General features: G+C 70.5%; 19 protein-coding genes (1 of these 19 cut by a window edge). 6 read left to right on the top strand and 13 right to left on the bottom strand.

Annotated features, from left to right (window positions below):
• Positions 1–52, top strand: the end of a protein-coding gene (locus tag ALLO2_RS27160) for an NTP transferase domain-containing protein (RefSeq protein ID WP_232235015.1). 1,175 nt of this gene lie to the left of the window's left edge; only the last 52 of its 1,227 coding nucleotides appear in the window; its start codon lies beyond the left edge, outside the window; its stop codon occupies positions 50–52.
• On the opposite strand, the gene ALLO2_RS10310 is transcribed toward ALLO2_RS27160, so the two are convergent.
• Complete coding sequence (locus ALLO2_RS10310) at positions 16–438, bottom strand: hypothetical protein (RefSeq protein WP_011437867.1); 423 nt, start codon at positions 436–438, stop codon at positions 16–18. The two genes, ALLO2_RS27160 and ALLO2_RS10310, sit on opposite strands and share 37 nt — an antisense overlap.
• Positions 439–944: 506 nt before the next feature.
• Here ALLO2_RS10310 and ALLO2_RS10305 point away from each other — a divergent pair.
• Entirely contained in the window at positions 945–1,664 is a 720-nt protein-coding gene (locus ALLO2_RS10305) for a hypothetical protein (protein WP_051875057.1), read from the top strand.
• A 2-nt stretch (positions 1,665–1,666) separates the two neighbouring features.
• Positions 1,667–4,150, top strand: coding sequence for an AAA family ATPase (locus ALLO2_RS10300; RefSeq protein ID WP_035731513.1), 2,484 nt, complete (start codon positions 1,667–1,669; stop codon positions 4,148–4,150).
• On the opposite strand, the gene ALLO2_RS10295 is transcribed toward ALLO2_RS10300, so the two are convergent.
• The 7 genes from ALLO2_RS10295 to ALLO2_RS10265 all read right to left on the bottom strand — a co-directional run bounded on the left by ALLO2_RS10295 (position 4,110) and on the right by ALLO2_RS10265 (position 12,700).
• The gene (locus ALLO2_RS10295) at positions 4,110–5,462 is read right to left on the bottom strand and encodes an MFS transporter (RefSeq protein WP_035731510.1); all 1,353 of its coding nucleotides are present in this window, start codon (positions 5,460–5,462) and stop codon (positions 4,110–4,112) included. The two genes, ALLO2_RS10300 and ALLO2_RS10295, sit on opposite strands and share 41 nt — an antisense overlap.
• 132 nt (positions 5,463–5,594) lie before the next feature.
• A complete protein-coding gene (locus ALLO2_RS10290) occupies positions 5,595–7,004 on the bottom strand; it encodes an acyl-CoA carboxylase subunit beta (protein WP_035731507.1) in 1,410 nt (469 codons plus the stop codon).
• Positions 7,005–7,242: 238 nt separating this feature from the next.
• The gene (gene fabF / locus ALLO2_RS10285; protein WP_035731503.1) at positions 7,243–8,469 is read right to left on the bottom strand and encodes a beta-ketoacyl-ACP synthase II; all 1,227 of its coding nucleotides are present in this window, start codon (positions 8,467–8,469) and stop codon (positions 7,243–7,245) included.
• On the bottom strand, positions 8,466–8,714 hold the full coding sequence (locus ALLO2_RS10280) for an acyl carrier protein (protein WP_011437861.1): 249 nt from the start codon (positions 8,712–8,714) through the stop codon (positions 8,466–8,468). Before ALLO2_RS10280 ends, fabF begins: the two co-directional genes overlap by 4 nt.
• A 192-nt stretch (positions 8,715–8,906) precedes the next feature.
• Complete coding sequence (locus tag ALLO2_RS10275; RefSeq protein WP_011437860.1) at positions 8,907–9,854, bottom strand: beta-ketoacyl-ACP synthase III; 948 nt, start codon at positions 9,852–9,854, stop codon at positions 8,907–8,909.
• A complete protein-coding gene (locus ALLO2_RS10270; protein WP_035731501.1) occupies positions 9,851–10,882 on the bottom strand; it encodes an ACP S-malonyltransferase in 1,032 nt (343 codons plus the stop codon). Before ALLO2_RS10270 ends, ALLO2_RS10275 begins: the two co-directional genes overlap by 4 nt.
• A 216-nt stretch (positions 10,883–11,098) precedes the next feature.
• Complete coding sequence (locus ALLO2_RS10265; RefSeq protein ID WP_035731498.1) at positions 11,099–12,700, bottom strand: helix-turn-helix domain-containing protein; 1,602 nt, start codon at positions 12,698–12,700, stop codon at positions 11,099–11,101.
• 273 nt (positions 12,701–12,973) lie between these two features.
• Between ALLO2_RS10265 and ALLO2_RS10260 the strand changes: the two genes are divergently transcribed.
• On the top strand, positions 12,974–13,180 hold the full coding sequence (locus ALLO2_RS10260) for an RNA-binding S4 domain-containing protein (protein ID WP_173645788.1): 207 nt from the start codon (positions 12,974–12,976) through the stop codon (positions 13,178–13,180).
• A gap of 50 nt (positions 13,181–13,230) precedes the next feature.
• On the opposite strand, the gene ALLO2_RS10255 is transcribed toward ALLO2_RS10260, so the two are convergent.
• The 3 genes from ALLO2_RS10255 to ALLO2_RS10245 form a co-directional block, all read right to left on the bottom strand.
• Entirely contained in the window at positions 13,231–13,758 is a 528-nt protein-coding gene (locus ALLO2_RS10255; RefSeq protein ID WP_011437856.1) for a lytic transglycosylase domain-containing protein, read from the bottom strand.
• Between the two features lie 85 nt (positions 13,759–13,843).
• Positions 13,844–14,599, bottom strand: coding sequence for a tyrosine-protein phosphatase (locus ALLO2_RS10250; RefSeq protein WP_035731496.1), 756 nt, complete (start codon positions 14,597–14,599; stop codon positions 13,844–13,846).
• 71 nt (positions 14,600–14,670) lie between these two features.
• Positions 14,671–15,450 carry a NeuD/PglB/VioB family sugar acetyltransferase gene (locus ALLO2_RS10245; protein WP_023840358.1) on the bottom strand — a complete coding sequence of 260 codons (780 nt, stop codon included), beginning with the start codon at positions 15,448–15,450 and terminating at the stop codon, positions 14,671–14,673.
• Positions 15,451–15,611: 161 nt separating this feature from the next.
• Here ALLO2_RS10245 and ALLO2_RS10240 point away from each other — a divergent pair, with 161 nt between their 5' ends.
• Positions 15,612–16,655 (top strand): NAD-dependent epimerase/dehydratase family protein, encoded by a 1,044-nt coding sequence (locus tag ALLO2_RS10240; protein WP_011437853.1) that lies wholly within the window; start codon positions 15,612–15,614, stop codon positions 16,653–16,655.
• A 347-nt stretch (positions 16,656–17,002) separates the two neighbouring features.
• On the opposite strand, the gene ALLO2_RS26350 is transcribed toward ALLO2_RS10240, so the two are convergent.
• Positions 17,003–17,254, bottom strand: coding sequence for a hypothetical protein (locus ALLO2_RS26350; protein ID WP_011437852.1), 252 nt, complete (start codon positions 17,252–17,254; stop codon positions 17,003–17,005).
• Positions 17,255–17,378: 124 nt separating this feature from the next.
• Between ALLO2_RS26350 and ALLO2_RS25550 the strand changes: the two genes are divergently transcribed.
• On the top strand, positions 17,379–17,546 hold the full coding sequence (locus ALLO2_RS25550) for a hypothetical protein (RefSeq protein WP_023840357.1): 168 nt from the start codon (positions 17,379–17,381) through the stop codon (positions 17,544–17,546).
• Between the two features lie 159 nt (positions 17,547–17,705).
• Here the strand turns inward: ALLO2_RS25550 and ALLO2_RS10235 are convergent, their stop codons facing one another.
• Complete coding sequence (locus ALLO2_RS10235; RefSeq protein WP_011437851.1) at positions 17,706–19,706, bottom strand: nucleoside-diphosphate sugar epimerase/dehydratase; 2,001 nt, start codon at positions 19,704–19,706, stop codon at positions 17,706–17,708.
• Positions 19,707–19,761: the final 55 nt, after the last annotated feature.

Here is a 19,761-nt window from a genome sequence, read left to right as displayed (position 1 = left end):
GGGGACCGGNCCCGCTCAGCCCATCCGGCCCGGACCCGCCTCGTCGAGGTAGCCGCGCATGTCGATCGCCATGGTGCGCACCGCGTCCTGGTCCGGCTCCGCGTACTCCTCGCCACGCGCCGACGCCCGCGCGTATCCGAAGGTCAGTCGCGGCAGCACCTGCGTCGGTGTGTCCATCCCGCCCTCCCAGCCGGGTTCGTCCCCGGTGAACGCGGCAGGTCCGGAGGGCAGGTCGCCGGAGGTGGGGGAGGCCGTCACGACGACCCAGTCGATCACGCCGAGTATGAGGATCGCGGCGAGTGCTGGCAGGGCCGCGATCGGGTTCCAGGCGGCCAGCCCCACCAGGACGAACACCGCGACCACCGTCAGTCCGCCGATGAGGTGCCGCCGCGCGGGACGAAGCGCGGGAACCTTACGACCATGCCGATAGTGCGCCATACCGACAGTGTGCCTGGGATGCCGCGTTCGGCCCGACCGTGGCCGCACCGTCCGAGTGCGGCCACGGTGCCTCACCCGGGATGGCGTTTCGCCCGGCCCGGCGCCCGATCCGGCGCCCGATCTGGAGGAGGCGTGCGGTATGCCCGGGGACGTTGGTTCGACCACGGGGGGATCGGGGTATGCCGCACACGCCGATCCGAGGCCCGGGCAGCGGCGTCCACCTCCAGGTTGGCGTTCGTGTTGCCCCGCAGGAAGATCATGACTTATTGTGATCTCCTTGACTCCTGCGGTCACCGAATCGGGGTTCGGCGTGCCGGAGTGGCGTCGGGCACCCGGAGCATCCGACAGCGGAGGGTATGTACTTCCTCTCTTTTTGGCGAAGGTTGCGTAGGTCGACCCCGTCCTGAGTCACACTTTTCGAAGGAAAGCAAAGGACCATGGCCCGGCGCCGCACCATGTGTTCAACCTCGCGAAGCTGGAGGTTCGCCGTGGAGGCTCGACGTCGGATGACACGTCCGCGCCGAAAGTCCGCCCCTGGCACCCTGCTGCTGCTCAGCGTAATCGTCTCGGTGTTCCTCGCCGCCGCTGCCTGCGGCTCGCCGAGTTACGAATACGTAACCAACAAGAAGGACGGCGCGTTTGTGCGTGTCCCGACCGGGTGGAATCACCAGGAGATGCCCGGACCTGCGCTTTTCGGGATCGACGCCCGCAATGTCAGCCCCGAGATGCTGCGCGGTCTCATGTCGCGGGAATGGGTCGTCGGCATCGACGCGGCCCAGCGGTTCGACAACACCCGGCTCCTCGTGCCGGACGCAACGCAGCCGAAGGGGTTCGTCCAGGTTCGCCACCTGCTCCCGGAGGAGGCCAACGCGGTCTCCACCAACGATCTGCGCAACTTCGTCCTCTCCGTCGACGACGCGGTGGCCGCGCAGGAGCAGGCCGTGCGGCAGAACCCCTACGGTGCGCGGCTGACGCCGAACTTCCTGCTACTCGCGGACGAGGTTGTGCACAAGAAGGATGGTGTGCACGGGGTGCACCTCGTTTACCAGGTGCAGACCCAGGCCGGGCTGGTCACCATTGACCAGACGAGNCTGCTCGACAACGGGCAGCGAGTGCTCTACCAGCTGATCCTCGCGTGTTCGTCGCTGTGTTACGCCACGCATGGTCAGCAGATCGGCGATGTCGCCAAGTCCTTCACGATCGAGCCGACGGACCGAGGTCAGTAGTCATGGGCGTGAGAGACCAGGCAGGTGGGACCGCCGACGGCGGGGACCCGAAGCCGAATGCCGCCGGTCTGGCTGGTCCCGACCCCGGTGGCACGGATGCGAAGCCGGCGAGCGCGACCGCCGGCAAGCCACGCCGCCGTCCCCTCGCCTTCTGGGACCGGGTGAAGTTCCTGCTCCTGCTCGGGGCGGTCTTCGTCTTCGTCGTGGCGGCCGACGTGTCCGGCAACCCGTTGATGACGTGGGCCGACTCGATCCGCATCCAGGCCAGGAACAGCTGGTGGGTCCTGGCCCTGCTGGGCGTGGAACTGGTGCACCAGCTCCACATGTTCCTGGGCGAACGGTGGTCGGGCTACTACGTCTTCTGGACCGATCGGGTCTTCGGGCAGGCCGAGCGTCGGTTGCTGCGGCTCAACGACTGGAACCGGTACCGGGTCAGCCGTGCGCTGAAGTGGATCGTCGGGGCCGCGCTCGCCCTGTTCGTCTACGCCCGCCTGGCCGATACCTCGGTCTTCGACGCGATGGTGAACGTCCCCGGCGCCGTCTGGAAGGCCATCCCGGCGGTCCTGCAGATCGTCCTGCTCATGGCCCTCGTCGTCGGCCAGTTCGTCGTGATGTTCTGGTTCCTGTCCAAGGGCGGCGTCGACGTCTACTTCCCCGAGGACATCACTACCCGCTTCGCCGACGTGTGGGGGCAGGACCACGTTGTCAGCCGGGTGAAGGAGAACGTTTTCTACCTGGAGCGGCCGGAGGAGATCGAGAGCCGGGGTGGTCATGTTCCCGGCGGTATCCTGCTCTGGGGGCCACCNGGCACCGGCAAGACCCTCATCGCCGAGGCGGTCGCGGGAGAGACCGGGAAGCCCTTCGTGTTCGTCGACCCGGGTGCCTTCCAAGCGATGTTCATCGGGGTCGGCATCCTCAAGGTGAAATCGCTGTTCCGCAAGCTGCGCAAGCTCTCCCTGCGTTATGGCGGGGNGNTCGTCTTNTTTNNCGAGGCCGACACGCTGGGGAGCCGGGGTCAGCTCGCCGGGGGATTCGGCCGCGGGGCCGGAACCGGTGCCCGGTCGTGGTTTGCCCGTTCCGGGTCGCCCGCATTCGTCCCGGTGAGCGCGGCCCCGGCGGGACGGGTCTCGGCGAGTGCGTTCCCGACCGGCGCCGGGCGCCGGTTCGCCGGCCGGCCCGGATCGGTGGGCGAGGGCGGTCCGGGGGACCTGTGCAACGGCCTGTCCTACCTGAGCGAGGCGGCCCGCGCGGAGATCACCCGTGAGCAGTTCGTGATGGGCGGGGGCGGCGGCGGTTTCGACGGCACCCTGCAGGCGCTGCTCACCGAGATGTCCGGCCTGAAGAAGCCGCGGGGCTTCCTCAACCGGGTGGTGCGCCGGACGTTGGGCATGCGGCCCAAGCCACCGCCCAAATACCGCATCCTCGTCATGATGGCGACGAACATGCCGCAGTCGCTTGACGAGGCACTGCTGCGCCCCGGCCGCATCGACCGGCAGTACAAGGTGGGCTATCCCAGCAAGGAGGGGCGGATCCGCACTTTCGAGGGCTATCTGTCGAAGGTGCGCCACGAGCTCACGCCGGATCAGATCGACCGGCTGGCCATCATGAGCCCGGAGGCCACCGGGGCGACCATCAAGGACACCGTCAACGAGGCCCTGGTCCAGGCGGTGAAGGACGGCCGGGAGGTCATCACCTGGCAGGACATGCTCCGGGCCAGGGTGATCAAGGAATACGGCCTCGCCGACGACCACGAGCACATCGACCGGGAACGGCACAGCATCGCCCTGCACGAGGCGTGCCACGCCGTCGTCGCCTACCGGATGCAGCGTGGGCGGGTGATCGACCTCGCCACCATCGAACGCCGCGGTGGCGTCGGCGGGTTCGTGGCGCACGTCGCGGTCGAGGACCGCATGTTCATGTGGAAGTCCGAGATCGAGGTGCAGGTGATGGTCTCCCTCGCCTCGCTCGTCGGCGAACGAATGTTCTTCGAGGGGGACAACACCGTCGGTGTCGGCGGCGACCTGCGCAGCGCGACCCTGCTCGTGGCCAACTTCATCTCCTCGGCGGCGATGGGGGAGACCCTGGCCTCGCGCCTGTCCATGCTGGAACAGGAGATGGGTAACGCCTCCATCGACGCCGACCGGCCGTTCGGCGAGCAGGTCGAGGGCAAACTTCGGGAGCTCTATGCCCGTACCGAGGAGGTGCTCGCCGCGAACCGGCGGGAGATCCTGGCCCTCACCCACGCGCTGGAGACCCACAAGACGATCACTGGTGAGGATGTGGAGGCCATCATGGAGGGGTACCTGGGCCCCACCGTCGACGGCCGCCGTTACCACGAGCCCGACTTCCTTGCTGTCGCCGAGAGCTATCATTCCAACGCGGTCCAGGCTCATCGCGGGCAGACCCATGAGCTGCACACGCTCCCCGACCTCGGCCGGGCGGCCGTCAGCCCCGCCGAGGCGGCACCCGGGGCCGGATCGGACTGAGCCGACCCGGGTCCGGGCGCGTGCCCTTCATGGCCGTGCCCTTCATGGCCATGCCTTTCACGGCCATGCCTTTCACGGCCGTGGCCCGAAGGGAGCCGAAGGCGTACAACGCCGCGCCGATGGCCGCACCCGCGGCCAGGAGCAACCCGGCGCGCGCGCCGAAGGCCTGGGCGACCCAGCCGGCGATCGGGCCGCCGACCGGCGTTGTGCCGAGGAACGCGACCGACCACAGCGCCATCACCCGCCCACGCATCGCCGGGTCGGCCGAGAGCTGGACCGTGGCGTTCCCGGTCGAGATGAAGGCGACGCTCGTCGCGCCCAGCAGCACCATCGTCGCGATCTCGAGTGGCAGCGTCGGCGCGGCGGCGGCGAGCAGCAGGATGACACCGAAGGTCATCGCGGTCAGGCTCAGCGCTCGGGGCCCGATCCGGCGGCGGCGGGCGACCAGCAGGCCGCCGACGACCGCGCCCGCCCCCATGGCCGAGGTCATCAGGCTGTACGTGGCCGCGGTGCCCCCGAAGGTCTCCCGGGCCAGGAGCGGCAGCACGACCTGGAACTCGTAGGACAGCGTGCCGATCATCACCATCATGACCAACGGTACGCGCAGCGCCGGCGTGCGGCGCACGTAGGCGAAGCCGGCCCGCAGCTGCCCCGGCGCCCGGTGTATCGGCGGATGATCATACAGCGCTGAGATGTCCATGCGGTGCAGGGCGAACAGGACCGCGCCGAAGGAGGCCGCGTTGATGAGGAAACAGCCGGCGGNGCCCGCGAGCACGATGACGACGCCGGCGATCGCCGGGCCGACGATGCGCGCCGCGTTTATCGCGACCGAGTTCAGGGTGACCGCGTTCGGAAGGTGCTCCGGCCCGACCATCTCCTGGACGAAGCTCTGCCGGGCCGGGTTGTCAATGGCGTTGCACAGGCCGATGAGCGCGGCGGCCACCCCGACCATCCAGAGTTGGGCCGTACCGGTGAGGTCGAGGATGCCCAGTGCCAGCGCGGCGAGTCCGGAGCCCACCTGCGTGCAGATCAGCAGGCGGCGCCGGTCCGTCCGGTCGGCGAGCAGACCGCCGTAGGGCCCGAAGAACAGCACCGGCAGGAACTGGGCGGCGGTGACCAGGCCGAGCGCCGTGCCGGAGGCGCCGAGCGAGAGGACCAGCCAGCCGAGGGCGATGGTCTGCATCCATGTCCCGCAGAGTGAAACGATCTGGCCGCCGAGGAAGAGCCGGAAGTTCGGCACCCGCAGGGCAGCGAACGTGCCACCTGTCGCCTTCGATGCCGAACCGGCTACCTTCTCCATCTGCAGGGTCATACGTGCACCTCCAGGGAGGGCAACGCCGGCCGGCAGATCGTTATTTCGCATCAGGTAAACATTTTCCTCCAGGGTGGACTCTCGTAACAGAATGGCTCTGATAACAGGGATCCGGTAACAGGGATCCGGATGTTACAGGGGGATGTTGCCGTGCACGTTCTTGTCGGGGCGGGAACGGGTCAGTGCGTCGGCGAGGGCGGAGGCAACCGCGCCCCGGGNGGCGGCGGGGGNGACGACCGCGTCGACGACGCCGAGTTCCACGGCGCGGTCGATGCCACCGACGGTGCGGATGTGCTCCTCGGTCAGCTCCGCCAGGACGCTGGGGCGGCGCTGGGCCGGGACCTCGGCGAGCTTGCGGCGGTGCAGAATGCCGACGGCGGCCTCGGCGCNCATGACGGCGACCTGGGCGGTCGGCCAGGCATACACGGCGGTCGCGCCCAGGCTGCTGGCGTTCATCGCGATGTACGCTCCGCCGTACGCCTTGCGGGTCACGACGGTGACGCGCGGCACGGTGCACTCGGAGAAGGCGTAGAGCAGCTTCGCTCCCCGCCGGACCACGCCTTCCCATTCCTGGCCCACACCCGGCAGGTAACCGGGCACGTCAACGAGCACGACCAACGGAACACCGAAGGAGTCGCACATCCGGACGAACCGGGAGGCCTTCTCGGCCGAGGTCGCGTCGAGGCATCCACCACGGCGCAGCGGGTTGTTCGCGACCACCCCGATGGTACGTCCGCCGAGGCGCCCCAGCACCGTCACGATGTTCGGCGCCCACCTCGGGTGGAGCTCGACGGCCTCGTCCTCGTCGTCGAGCACCGCCTTCACGAGCGGGCGCACGTCGTAGGCCCGCCGAGGATTGTCGGGCAGCAGTTCCCCGAGCTCGCGTCCGGTGACGGGGCCGATGTCGCGCTGATCGGCCAGCAGCACCGCGACCGCCCGGGTCCGCTCCACGGCCTCGTCCTCGGAGTCGCAGGTCACGTGCACGACGCCGCTGCGCCTGGAGTGCACGTCCGGCCCACCCAGGCTGTCGGCGGTGCATTCCTCACCGGTCACCGAACGCACCACGTCCGGGCCGGTGACGAACACCTTCGCCCCTGGGCCCATGATGACGATGTCGGTCAGGGCCGGCCCGTAGGCGGCTCCGCCGGCGGCGGCCCCGAGCACGAGCGAGAGCTGCGGGATCCGGCCGGAGGCCCGCACCGTGGCGGCGAAGATCCGGCCGACTCCGTCAAGCGAGGCGACACCCTCCTGAAGCCGGGCGCCTCCCGAGTGCCAAATCCCGACGACCGGGCAGTTCATCCGGACGGCGGACTCGATGGCATGAACGATGCGGGCACAGCCGTCGCGCCCCATCGCGCCACCCTGTACCGTCGGATCTGTCGCGAAGGCGACAACCTCGTTCCCGCCGACAAGCCCTTGCCCGGCAACGACTCCGGACGGGTCGCCGACCGCGAACAGCGACAGGGTGTCTGGATCGAAAAACCGGGCGAGCCGAGCCTGAGGTGTGCGGGGGTCGACTCGGTCGATCGTGGACAGACTCACCGTGCGTCTCCTTGCCTGAGCGGCGTCGGACTGCTTCGCAGGAGGCCGATACGCGACCACCTGTGGTATGCGCCGGCTTCCGCTGGGCACTCGGTCCGGCGACCATGACGCTCGCCGAAACGGCGGGCGGTGCCGCGGCGGCGGNGGGGNGGCCGGCGCCGCCGCGGGTGACATCGGTTGGTGGTGGTGCGGGCGGTGGACGTCTGACCAGCCGACCAGCCGACCAGCCTGCCGACGGTCAGGCGGTGAAGGCCAGGCAGATGTCGTGACCGCCGAACCCGAACGAGTTCGACAGCGCGGCGCCCGGGCGGATGGTCCGGTTGTCGATCCGCACGACGTCGAGCGCGATCTCGTCGTCGAGAGCGTCGAGGTTGCGCGTCGCGGGAACCAGGTGCTCCCGCAGCGCCAGGACGCTGAACACGGCCTCTACCGCGCCGGCGGCACCGAGCAGGTGCCCGGTGGTCGACTTGGTCGACGTCACCGCGATCTCGTCGATGTGGTCACCGAAGGCGCTGCGCAACGCCAGCGCCTCCGCCGCGTCACCGGCGGGGGNGGACGTGGCGTGGGCGTTGACGTGGACGACGTCACGGGGTTCCAACGAGCCGGACCGCAGCGCCGCCCGGATCGCCCGGGCCGCGCCGGCGCCGGTCGGCTCCGGCGCGGCGATGTGGTAGGCGTCCGAGCTGATGCCGGCGCCGGCCAGGGTGCCGTGGACCCGGGCACCGCGGGCGGCCGCGTGCTCGGCCGCCTCGAGGATGAGGATTGCCGCGCCCTCGCCGAGCACGAAGCCGTCCCGCGCCTTGTCGAACGGACGGGAGGCGGCCTCGGGTGCGTCGTTGCGGCGGGACAGCGCCTGCATCTGCGCGAAGCCGGCCATGGTCAGCGCCGAGATCGCCGCCTCGGTACCGCCGGCGATCACGACGTCGGCGCGCCCGGCCCGGATGATGTCCAGCGCCAGCGCGATGGCCTCCGAGCCGGAGGCGCACGCGCTGACCGGGGCGTGCACCCCCGCCTTCGCGCCGAACGCCAGGCCCACGGTGCTGGCCGGGCCGTTCGGCATGAGCATCGGCACCAGGTGCGGGGATACCCGCCGGGGGCCCTTCTCCCGGATCACGTCATGCTGGTGGAGCAGGGTGAGCACGCCCCCGATCCCCGAGGCCACACACGCGGCGAGGCGTTCCTGGTCGACCTCGGGTGAGCCCGCGTCAGCCCACGCCTCACGCGCGGCGGTCAGAGCCATCTGCTGGCTGCGGTCGAGGGTACGAGCCTCGACCCGACCCAGCGGCGGCTCGACCGCCAGCGGCGCGGCGATATGGACCGGGAGCTGCTCGACCCAGCCCTCGGTGAGACGCCGGACGCCGGAGCGGCCCGAGAGCAGACCCTCCCACGTCGAGGCGACATCGCCACCGAGGGGAGTAGTAGCCCCGAGGCCGGTGACGACGACCTGCCTGGGGGGCGTGGTCACGCCGCGACACCTGCCCGCTGGATGTAGGAGACCGCGTCACCGACGGTCTTGAGGGTCTTCACGTCGTCGTCCGGGATCTTCACCCCGAACTTCTCCTCCGCGGCGACGACCACCTCGACCATGGACAGCGAGTCCACGTCCAAGTCGTCGATGAAGGTCTTGTCGGCCGTCACGTCGGCCGGGTCGACACCGGCGACCTCTTCGAGGATGACGGCGAGACCGGCGAGGATGTCAGCTTGGGACATGATCGTTCCTCCTGATGGGATGTTGTCGGTCGGTGGCGAGTGGTGCGCGGGGCTGCCGCGTACCAGCGCGGAAGCGTGGGCGCCTGGATCAGGGGCGCGGTCGGGCTGATGGTCATCGGACGCCTCGCCGCAGTGCGGTGCGGGACGGTCGCGGTGCGGTGTCGAGGGTTGGTCGAGGGTTGGTCGAGGTTGTCAGGGGCAGCGCACGAGCTGCCCGCAGTAGGTCAGGCCGGCACCGAAGCCGAACAGCAGCACCGGGTCTCCCCGGCGGATCTCGCCGCTCTCCAGCAACCGGCTGAGTCCCAGCGGAATGCTTGCGGCGGAGGTGTTGCCGGCATCGACCACATCGCGGGCAACGGCAGCGTTCGTGGCGCCGATACCCGTCACCAACGCTTCGACGATCCGCAGGTTAGCCTGATGCGGAACGATACCCGCGAGGTCCTCGGGTGCCACGCCGGCCTGCTCGCAGATCTGGCGGAGGACCGGGACCAGGGAGATCGCCCAGCGGAACACCGCCTGGCCCTCCATGCGGAAGGAGTTGTCGCCGTAGCCGGGAACCTGGATCGTCTCGGGCCGGGATCCGTCGTGCCCCCAGACCGCCGGGCCGATCTCGTTGGTCTCCGCCGGGCCGATCACGGCTGCTCCGGCACCGTCGGCGAGCAGGATGCAGGTGCTGCGATCGTCCCAGTCGGTGTAGTCCGACAGCCTTTCGGTGGCCACCACGAGCACGTTGCGCAGGGTGCCAGCGCGCACCATGTCGGCGGCCGTCGACACCGCGTAGCTGAAACCGGCGCAGGCGCCGTTGATGTCGAACGCCCCGGCCCGGCCGGCCCCGATGCGATGGGCGATCTGCGGACCGGCACCCGGGATCTGGGAGGGAGAGGTACAGGTCGCCCCGATCACCAGATCGATCGAGTCGGCGGTGAGGCCGGCGGCGGCGAGCGCCTTCTCCGCGGCCGCGGCGCCCATCGCGACGATGGTTTCCTCGTCGTCGGCGATGCGCCGGCTGGCGATGCCGGTACGGGCCTGGATCCAGGCGTCGGAGGTGTCGACCCGTTGGGCGATCTCGTCGTTGGTCACCACCCGGGCCGGACGGTAGACGCCGAGGCCGAGCATGCGGGCACCGGTCAGCTCGGTCATGCCTGCGCTCCCACCAGGGCGTCGTCCGTCGTCGAGCCCGGTGGAGTTCCGGGGGTTGGGTCCGCCAGGCTTGCCGGGACCGCGCTCAGGAGTTCGGCGCCGAGGTACTCGGCGACCAGCTCGCGGGCCGCGGGCAGGTCGTCGGGGCTCTTCACCGCGTGGATCGTGACACCGGGCAGTTCCCGGCGGGCGATCCCGGCGAGAGCGCCGGCCGGGGGGAGTTCGATGACCGCACCGACCCCGAGATCGCGCAGCGTCGCGAGGCACAGGTCCCACCGGACCGGCGCCGCGACCTGGGCCACCAGCCGGCTGATCAGCTCGGCCGGGTCGGTGACGATCGCCCCGTCGGCGTTGGACAGCGCGGCGGCCCGCGGTACCCCGGGCCGGAGGCCACCCGCGACCGCGGCCAGCGCGTCGCGCGCGCAGGACATGTGCCGGGTGTGGAAGGCGCCGGCGACGGACAGGGGACGCAGCCGGACACCCGCGGGCGGCTCCGCGGCGAGCCGGGCGAGGTCGCGGGCGGTGCCGGCGGCGACGATCTGCCCGGCACCGTTGCGGTTGGCTGCGGTCAGGCCGAGTTCACTCAACCGGGCGGCCACCGCCTCGGGATCACCGCCGAGCAGCGCCGTCATGCCGGTCTCGACCCGGGCGGACGCCTCGGCCATCGCGCGTCCCCGCAGGGCCACCAAGACGAGGGCCTCCTCGGCAGTGAGGGTGCCGGTGAGGGCCGCGGCGGTGATCTCGCCGACGCTGTGACCGGCCAGCACCAGGGTGTCCGGTCCGACCGGGGAGGTGACCGGCAGCCCGAGATGTTCGGCCGCGATCAGCCCGCTCGCGACGATCAACGGCTGGGCGATCGCCGTATCCCGGATCGTCTCGGCGGGCGCCTCGCACCCGGCTTCGAGCAGGTCGATCCCGACTGCGGCGGACCACCAGCGCAGCCGTTCTTCCGCCCCCTCGAGACCGCGCCAGGCGCGGAGCTGTCCGGGGGTCTGTGCACCCTGGNCGGGCGCGAGGATCGCGAGCACCTGTTCACCTAACCCCTCACGAGGACCGGTTGTCGCTGGCGGCCACTCACCGATGTGTCGACCGGCTGTTGTAGGTGTCCTACAAACCGATCTGTTTGGATCGGACGTTACTGCGCGACGCCGACATCGGCCTGGAATGGCATGACGGACCTGCAAAGTAGTTCGATGTGACCATTCTCGCGCGGGGGTGAGAGGGTCGTGGGACGACTTGAATGATCATGTTTTGCCTGTAGGTAACACACCGTCGAGGCGTCCCAGAACGAGCGCAATATGCAGGATGAAGCGTTCGCGGTGGTCCGCCGGATCCAGCCCGCACACCTCGGCGGCCTTACGGAGTCGGTAGCGGACCGTGTTGGTGTGGAGATACAGCGCCCGGGCCGTCGCCTCCAGCGACGAGCCGAAGTCGAGATAGGCCCCGGTGGTCTCCAGTAGTGGGGTACCGGCGTCGCGCAGCGGGGCGTACACCTCGTCGATGAGCGCCCGCCGGGCGTCGACGTTCCCCGCGAGGGCGAGTTCCGGGAGCAGAGCGCGGGCCATGACCGGCCGGGGTGCGGCTGGCCAGGCGGCGACCACGTCCGTGGCGGCGAGGGCGACCCGCGCCGCGTGCGGTGCCCCGGTCAGGTCACCGACCACCGGGCCGACCACCACCGGGCCCGGCCCGCAGGCGGGAAGCAGTGCCCGGGCCGCGTCCAGGACAGTGTTCACCGGCGCGGTGCCGCCGGCCGGACGGGTACCCGCGGTGGCGGGAGGTTCGACGCTGTTCTCCGGCTGGAGGGTCATCTCGGGACGGCCGATGCCGTCCCTGCCGGCAGTGAAATTCCCGCCGACCACCATCACCAGGCGATCGTGGTGGACCCCGGCGAGAACCTCCAGTTGGGCCATGCGGGCGAGCCGGTGCACCTCATCGACCACCACCTCCGGCGAGTTGCTCCCGGCCGTGCCGACGATGACGGTGACGGACGGCGGGTTACGCCAGCCCACCGCGGCCGCCCGTGACGGCAGCGCCCGGTCGACCTCGCCCCGGACCACGTGGTCGACGACCAGCGCCTCCAGCCGGGCGTCCCAGGCACCGCGTTCCTCAGCGGCGCGGGCGTAGACGACCGCGCCGGCGAACGCGATGTCACGGGAGTAACGCAGGACATCGGCGAGCAGCCGTTGTTCGTGCTCCGGGCCGGCCAGGTTCGGCACCTCGGCCTCGATCGCCTCCACCGCGACCCGGACCAGATCGACGAGTCGGCGGAAGGTCACGGCGCGGACGAGTTCCCGCGGGGCGACCCGGAAGACGTCCTCGGACAGATCCCGGGCNTGTTCGGGCCGCCGGCACCACTCCACGAACGACGAGATGCCGGCCTGCACCACGAGCTGAATTCCGGCGCGGTGACTCGCCGACATGGCCGGGAACCAGGGCAGCGCCTCCGCCATCCGGGCCGCCGCCCGGGATGCGAGCATCCCGCTCGACCGTTCCACCCGGCGGATCACCTCGCTGGTGCTTTCTCCGCCGGATGTGCTCCCGGTCGATGTGGGTCGGGCCTGGTCGCCGGCGGGTCTGGGGCTGGCCCCGCCGGCCGACCACGGGTTGCCCAGATCGGGGATACGCGGCTCCGGGTAGTCGACGGATTGCTCCGGCACCGGCCCGGTTTCGGGGCTCGGCTCGGTTTCGGGGCTCGGCTCGGTTTCGGGGCTCGGCTCGGTTTCGGGGCTCGGCTCGATCTCGCCTGCCGGTGTCGGGACGGGGGGCGCCCCCGGTTCAAGGCGGGCTGTCCCAGTCACTGTGTCCGAGGAGGAATCCGAGGAAGAGGCTGCCACGTCCGTCAGCATGCCTCAGCCGTCCCGCACCCCTGTGTATTGCCGGTCCCGTCATATTGCCGGTCCTGTCATGTGGCTCCGACGGGTGGTGCGGATGGGGGCCCGATCCTGATCGGTCGGGATGCCCCGGTCGGTCGGGCCTGGTCCCGGGCGTGGAATTCACCGAACGGGGGATGGTGTCGAGGCGGGAAAGGCCACAGGAGCAGGAGCAGGAGCAGGAGTCGTAGGCGTGGGNGNGGGAGTGGGAGTGGGGCGGGAGCGGAGGCGATGCGGGATGCTGCGGGTATGCGCGAGGTGAGCATTCGTGGAGACGGGATACGGCTGGGGCAGTTCCTCAAGCTCGCGGATGTGGTCGAGGCCGGATCCGAGGTGAAGGAGCTGCTCGCGGGCGGGATGGTGCGGGTCAACGGGGAGGTCGAGACCCGGCGGGGCCGGCAGCTCGCGCCGGGGGACGAGGTTGCCGTGGCCGGCGAGGCACTTCGGGTCCTGTGAGCCATCGCCACGACTCTGCCGGTCGCCGGGCGTCTGCCGGTCGCCGGACATCAGAGCCGGTCGGAGTAGGTGGCCGCCCAGTCGTGGACCTTTGTCACGTAGGCCCTGGTCTCCTGGAAGTCGGGGATGCCCCCGGCGGTTCGCACGGCGGCCGGGCCGGCGTTGTAAGCGGCGAGGATCAGCGAGACCCGGTCACCGGGTAGATACCCGACCTCCTGGGCGAGCCGGGCCTCGTAGAAGGCCGCGGACGGGATGGCGTCGAGCGGGTCGAGTGGGTCGGTGATCCCGTCGTGGTTACCGTCGATCCCGAACTCGGCCCAGGTGGTGGGGAGGAACTGCATGATGCCCCGGGCGCCGGCGCGCGAGACCGCCTGCGCGTCGAACTTGCTCTCCACCCGGGCCTGCGCCGCGAGCTGCGCGGCGGTCAGGACACCGTAGGTCGCCGCCGCGGACCGGAAGACCGGGACCAGGTCGTCGGGCACGTCGACGTGGGGGTACCGCAGTACGCCGCAGCCGCTCATCAGGGTGATGACGATGAACGCGGCCAGGGTAGAACGTGCGGGCACCCCATTGATCATCCGCACATTGTCCGTCCCCGGGATCGGGGATGTCTCGTTGCCCACGTCGTCATGCCATGTCCCGGGGGCCTTCGTCAACGCGAAGCTATCCAACCAGGGCCGTGCGCAGTGACCGCAGGTCGGTCTCGGTGAGACCGGCGTGCCGAGCCCAGGCCGCGGGACCGCCCCAACCGGCGTCGACACCGGCCAGGAAGCCCCGCATGACCTCGGGCCGGCAAGCCAGGTGGCCCGAGGTGAGCAAGGTCACCGAGTGGTTATAGGACGGTCGGTCGGCCAGGCGGGCGTTGACCCGGTCGATGCGCTCGTTCGTCTGGACGTAGTCGGCGACGATCGCCTCGGGGTGCACGCCGACGAGACTGAGGAGCAGGGCCGCGAGCACGCCGGTACGGTCCTTTCCCGCCGCGCAGTGGAACAGGGCCGGGCCCGCCGTCGGCTGGGCCAGCAGGCGCAGCGCCCTGGCCACCGAGTCCCCGGCCAGGCGCAGGTAGTCCAGGTAGTGCTCGATCCGGTCGGCTGAGTCGCGGTCCTTGACGATGGCAGGGTAGCGCGGATCGTCCGGCATCACCCATTCACCGGGGAGAAAGGACAGATTGTGGTAAGTGACCGGTTCGTAGGCGAGCGGCCCGCGGCCCTCCCGCTCCGCCTCCTCCTTGGCCCGTAGGTCGATGACCATGCGTAGCCCGAATGTCTCCCGCAGCGTGAGCACGTCACCGTCTGTCAGGGCCTGGACGGAGTCGGTGCGCAGGAATACCCCCCATCGGGTGGTTGCACCGTCCAGGGTGGGCAGCCCACCCAGATCTCGCGCGTTGTCGCAACCCGACATGTTGAACCATCGCTCCACACGCTGATCGTAGAGCCCGAGACGGTGCCGCTGGGCCCGTTGGACGCAGCTGGGTCAGGGGCGCAGCCGGATCAGCCGCACGGTGGGGCGCCCCGCTGACTNGGCGGAGGTTTGGCGAGCCTCGCCGTCGTGCGTGCCCCACCCGACTCGGGTTGCGGCTGGTCGGGTGCGACGTGCTCGGGTGCGACGTGCTCGGGTGCGACGTGGATCGGCCGGGCGGGCACCCCGGCGACGACCTGCGCGGCCCGGATGTCGTCGGTGACGACGGACCCAGCTCCCACAACCGCCCCGTCGCCGATGCTGCGCAGGCCGACGATGCTCGCCTGCGCGCCGATCCACGCCCGCGCGCCGACGGCCACCGCACCGGAGAGCCGGGCCCCCGGCGCGACCGTGACGTAGTCACCCAGGCGGCAGTCGTGCGCCACGCTGGCGCCGATGTTCACCACTACGTGCCGACCAGTTTCGACGTTGGTGGTGATGCTGGCGAGAGCACAGACGACGGTACCCGGCCCGAGCTTCACGTCACCTCCGACGCTGGCCCGGGGGTGGACGAGGGTCGCCGGTCGTCGGCCGCGGGCGCTGGCGTACCGGTCGACGCGGGACCGGGTGGCCGCGTCGGCGAAGCCGATCAGGTAGTCGGCGTCAAGTCGATCGAGTAGGTCGAGTCCACCGAGGAGCACGGCTCCGCGCCGGGCGAGTGGATCCGGGTCCACACGGTCGTCATCGACGAAGCCGAGGATGTCGTAGCGGGGACCCTCGGTGGCCGCGTTGACCGCCTCCACCAGATCGAGCAGCTCCCGGCCGTGCCCTCCCGCGCCCACGATGACCAGCGAGCGCAGGTGAGCGGGCACGCGGCGACCGTAGACCCCGATCTAGGCGAGTTCAATCTGACACTCAGAGTAGTTGGATGAGCCATCCTGGCTGGCGTGGTGTCGCTCTTCGTGAAGAGATGGCCGGTGTAGGCGACCGATCATACTACTATCTGTATCATCGTGATCTCGAAGGGTGATGAATGGTGAAGGTAGTCGTGACGGGTGGGGCCGGCTTCATCGGGGCCCACCTGACCAGAGCGCTCCTCGCGGCAGGCACGGAGGTCGTCGTGATCGACGATCTCAGTACCGGGGCGCTGTCGAATCTCGCGGGGCTGCCGGCCGAGCTCGTCGTCGGCAGCGTGACCGACCGGACGCTCGTCGAACAGGCGTGCACCGGGGCGTCGAGCATCGTGCATCTGGCTGCCCGGCCGTCGGTCGAACGGTCGTTGCTCGACCCGATGGCCACCCACGCGGTGAACGCGACCGGCACCCTGACGGTGCTCGGCGTCGCCCACCGGGCCGAGACGCACGTCGTCGTCGTATCCTCCTCATCGGTTTATGGTGACCGGTCGGCNGCTGGCGATCGGTCGGCCGCCGCTGGCGCGGGTCCGCTGTCGCCCTCGGCGGGCACCCCGTGCCTTCCGCGCAGTCCCTTCGCGGCCTCGAAGCTCGCCGCCGAGGGATATGCGCTGTCCTACCAGGCCAGTTTCGGTCTGCCGGTGCTCACGGTCAGGCTGTTCGACGTGTTCGGCCCGTACCAGTCCGCCGGGCACGCGTACGCGGCCGTGGTGCCGACCTTCATCGAGGCCGCGTTGGCCGGCCGGCCGCTGACGGTGCGCGGGGACGGCCGGCAGACGCGCGATTTCATCCCTGTCGAGCTGGTCACCGGGATGCTGTGCGATGCGGTGTGCCGCCGGCTGACCCATCCACACCCGGTCGACATCGGGTCCGGGACCCGTACCGATCTGCTCACCCTGATCGCCCGGCTGGAGGAGATTCTCGGCCGGCGGCTGGTCGTCGAGCACGCCGCGCCCCGGCCCGGGGAGATCTGGGACTCCCAGGCGGACACGACGACGATGCGTTCGCTGTTCCCGGACGTGACCGGGGCGGATCTCACCACCGCGTTGGCGGCAACCGTGACCTGGTACGCCGACCGGCTGGGGGCGGACCGCGCCGGGCCGCCAGCCGCCGGGCCGCCGGACGCGATGCTGCCCGCGTCCGCCGTCCACGGTGACCGGGATTGAGCCTGGATGGCGGATCATCCGCCGGCATCCGACAAACTCTCGGCCGTCCAGGCACTCCCGCACCACCAAGATGTCTTGGCCGTCCCTCGCGGGTGCCTGGGCCGTCGTTTGGCGTGCCCGGGGTCAGACTGGGCCCTGGCGACGTTCCTCCGGCGTCGATGGGTCCGGCGGCGGCTCCGTCCCCGGACCCATCCCCTCCCGCCACACCGTTCGGTAGTGAGGGCACGGTCCGAGATCACGCTCCAGCCTCGGCAGGCCCGCACCACCCTTACGCGCGTTCTCCATCTCCCGACTCACCCGTCGGCGGCACGCGTTGCACCGGATGCGGATGAACGGCACCGGCTCACTCATTTGGATTTCACCGTCCCACTGCCGCCGCAGCGGGGGCACTTGATCAGGTCACGGCCGGTGAACGTGCCGTCTTCATCCTTTTCCGCGGCCGGGTTGCCGATCTGCCCCTCGCCCTGGCAGCGGGGGCAGGTGAGGGTTGTTGATCTTTCGCCGTCGTTGAGCGGAGTCCTTCCCGACCCGCCACGCTTCGTGCCCCCGCTGCCGGACGAGGCGCCGCCACCGGTGTTCCCGCGCTTGTTCCAGACCATGCTGGGAGGCTAGCCTTGGCACGGTCTGGACGGAACCAGACGTACCGGATCTGTAACCACTCGGCGCGGGCTCAGACGGCGGCAACCCGGCGGCCGAGTTCCTGCATCAGCGGCTCCGACGGCCGTGACTCCTCCGCCGGCTAAAGCCGGCGGCCTGGTCCGCCACGCGGACGGTCACGTTGACCTGCGCTACGGCTATCTGGGCCTTCGGGAGATCCGCCTGCCCGCCACGATCTGGGATCAGATCCTCGCCGCGATCCGGTCCCGTGCGGTCGACGGCCTCGACCGATGACAATCCAGGCCCAGATCTGTCTGGCCTCCGCGGACTGGATCTGGCCCAGTTGCTTCCACCGGAGGAATGATGAGGACTGCCCGGCCGCCGCTGATCTGGCGACGGCTCAAGGCTGCGCCGGATGTGTGGTCGCCCGCCAGGACCCGATGATCCCAAACGTCACCGGGCCGGATGCGGTTGATGGTTGGACGCCGTGGGCTGGACGGGAATCCGCCCGGTCACGTCCGCGGCGGCCAGGGGTCCGCCTGCGGTCGCGCCCCCGTCCCCGGGTCGGTCCGCGCCTGCCGGGACCTCGTCCGCCGCGGCGTCCGCGCCGGCGAGGGCCGCGAGTTCGGCCAGCACCTCCTCCGGCGGGGCCCAGGGATCGAGGGCGAGGGCGTGGGTCGGGTCCAGGGCGGGCACGTCCACGTGCGAGATCAGCGGGTGGTGTGGTCGATGGTCGTCCTCGCCCGCACCGAGGAGCTCCTCATGGAGCTTCTCGCCGGGGCCGAGCCCGGTGTAGACGATCTCGATCGGCCGGTTCTCCCGAGCCACGAGCCGGGCGGCCACGTCCGCGATGCGCACCGGCTCGCCCATGTCGAGCACGAGGGCCTCGCCGGGTGATCCCAGCGCCCCGGCCTGCAGGACCAGTTGCACCGCCTCGTGGATGGTCATGAAGTACCGGGTGACCTCGGGGTGGGTGACGGTGATCGGCCCGCCGGCGGCCAGCTGGCCGGCGAAGACGGTCAGGACGGAGCCGTTGCTGCCCAGGACGTTGCCGAACCGGACGCTGACCAGCGTTCCGCGGGCCCGGCGGGCGAGGCACGCGGTGAGCCGCTCGGTGATCCGCTTCGAGTAGCCGAGGGCGCTCGTCGGGTTCGCCGCCTTGTCCGTGGAGATGTTGACCAGCCGGTCGACGCCGCAGGCCACGGCCGTCTCCAGGATCGTCAGAGTGCCCCAGACGTTGGTCTTCACCGACTCGCCGGGGAAGCGTTCGAGCAGCGGGAGGTGTTTGAGCGCGGCGGCGTGGAAGACGACCTCGGGCCGGCGCTCCGTGAACAGCGTGGTCATCAGGTCGATGTCGCGGATGTCGCCCAGCACGATGGCGTCGTCGTCGAGCATCGCCCGGCCGGAGATCGACAGCTGCACCGCGCGCAGTGCCGACTCGTCCCGGTCCAGCATGATCAGTTCGGCCGGCCCGTAGCCGGAGATCTGACGGCANAGCTCCGAACCGATCGATCCGCCCGCCCCCGTCACGAGCACCCGTCGGCCCGCGAGGTAGCTCGCGGCGGCGGACATGTCGGTGCGGATCTGCCGCCGGCCGAGGAGGTCGGCGAGGTCGAGGTCGCGGATGTCCCCGACGCCGACCCGCCCGTCGATCAGGTCCGCGACGCGGGGAAGCACCTTCACGGTCAGCCCGGCGCCCTCGGCGATTGCGCTGATCTCCCGCAGCAGTGGGCCGTCAGCGCTGGGGATCGCCACGAGCAGGGTCCTGGCCCCGGTCGACTCGGCGACGGCGCCGATTCGCTCCCGGCCACCACGTACCCGGACCCCGAGTAGCTGGAGGTTGTGTGTGCTCGGGTCGTCGTCGAGCAGCGCGACCGGGTAGTAAGGACTGTTCCGGGTGCGCAGCATGGCCGCCAGTACCCGTTCAGCCCCGTCACCGGCGCCGAACACGAGGAGCGGTTCGGCGTGCTCCCTGCTCGGCCGACGGAGGTGTTCCTCGGTCAGCCGCCAGAGGTAGCGGATGCCGAACATCACGACCAGGGCCACCGCGCCGCCCAGTGGCGGCACGCTCAGCGGGACGGGTCTCGGGGAGCCGAACGCGGCGATGACGACGGCCACGCTGACGACCGTGAGCAGGACCGACACGAGCAGGCCGAGGACCTCCTCGAAGCCGCCGAAGCGGTAGCGCCCCAGGTAGAGGTGCAGGGCGGTGCCCAGGAAGTGGAGCACGCAGACGGCGAGCGTGCAGATGACCCAGAAGCCGAGATCGCTCAGCGCGCCGAGCGTGAAGTCCAGGCGGCCGATCTGGGCCGAGATGAGGCCCAGGACCAGCGCCGCACTGTCCAGAGTGATCTGCAGGCCGACCCGCTGACGGAGGTTGAGCCGGGAGACGCGCCGTGCGATGTGCGCTGTCCACCGACCATGACCCACTCCGTCTACTCTACGTCTCCACATGAGGCCATAGAGTAAGCGTGTCTAAGAGTAAAAGAATGACTACTCATCGAGTATG

The organism is Frankia sp. Allo2 (assembly GCF_000733325.1).
Lineage (GTDB): Bacteria > Actinomycetota > Actinomycetes > Frankiales > Frankiaceae > Frankia > Frankia casuarinae.
The sequence above is the reverse complement of the archived record's forward strand: the minus strand, read 5'-3'. Positions and strand labels throughout refer to the sequence as shown.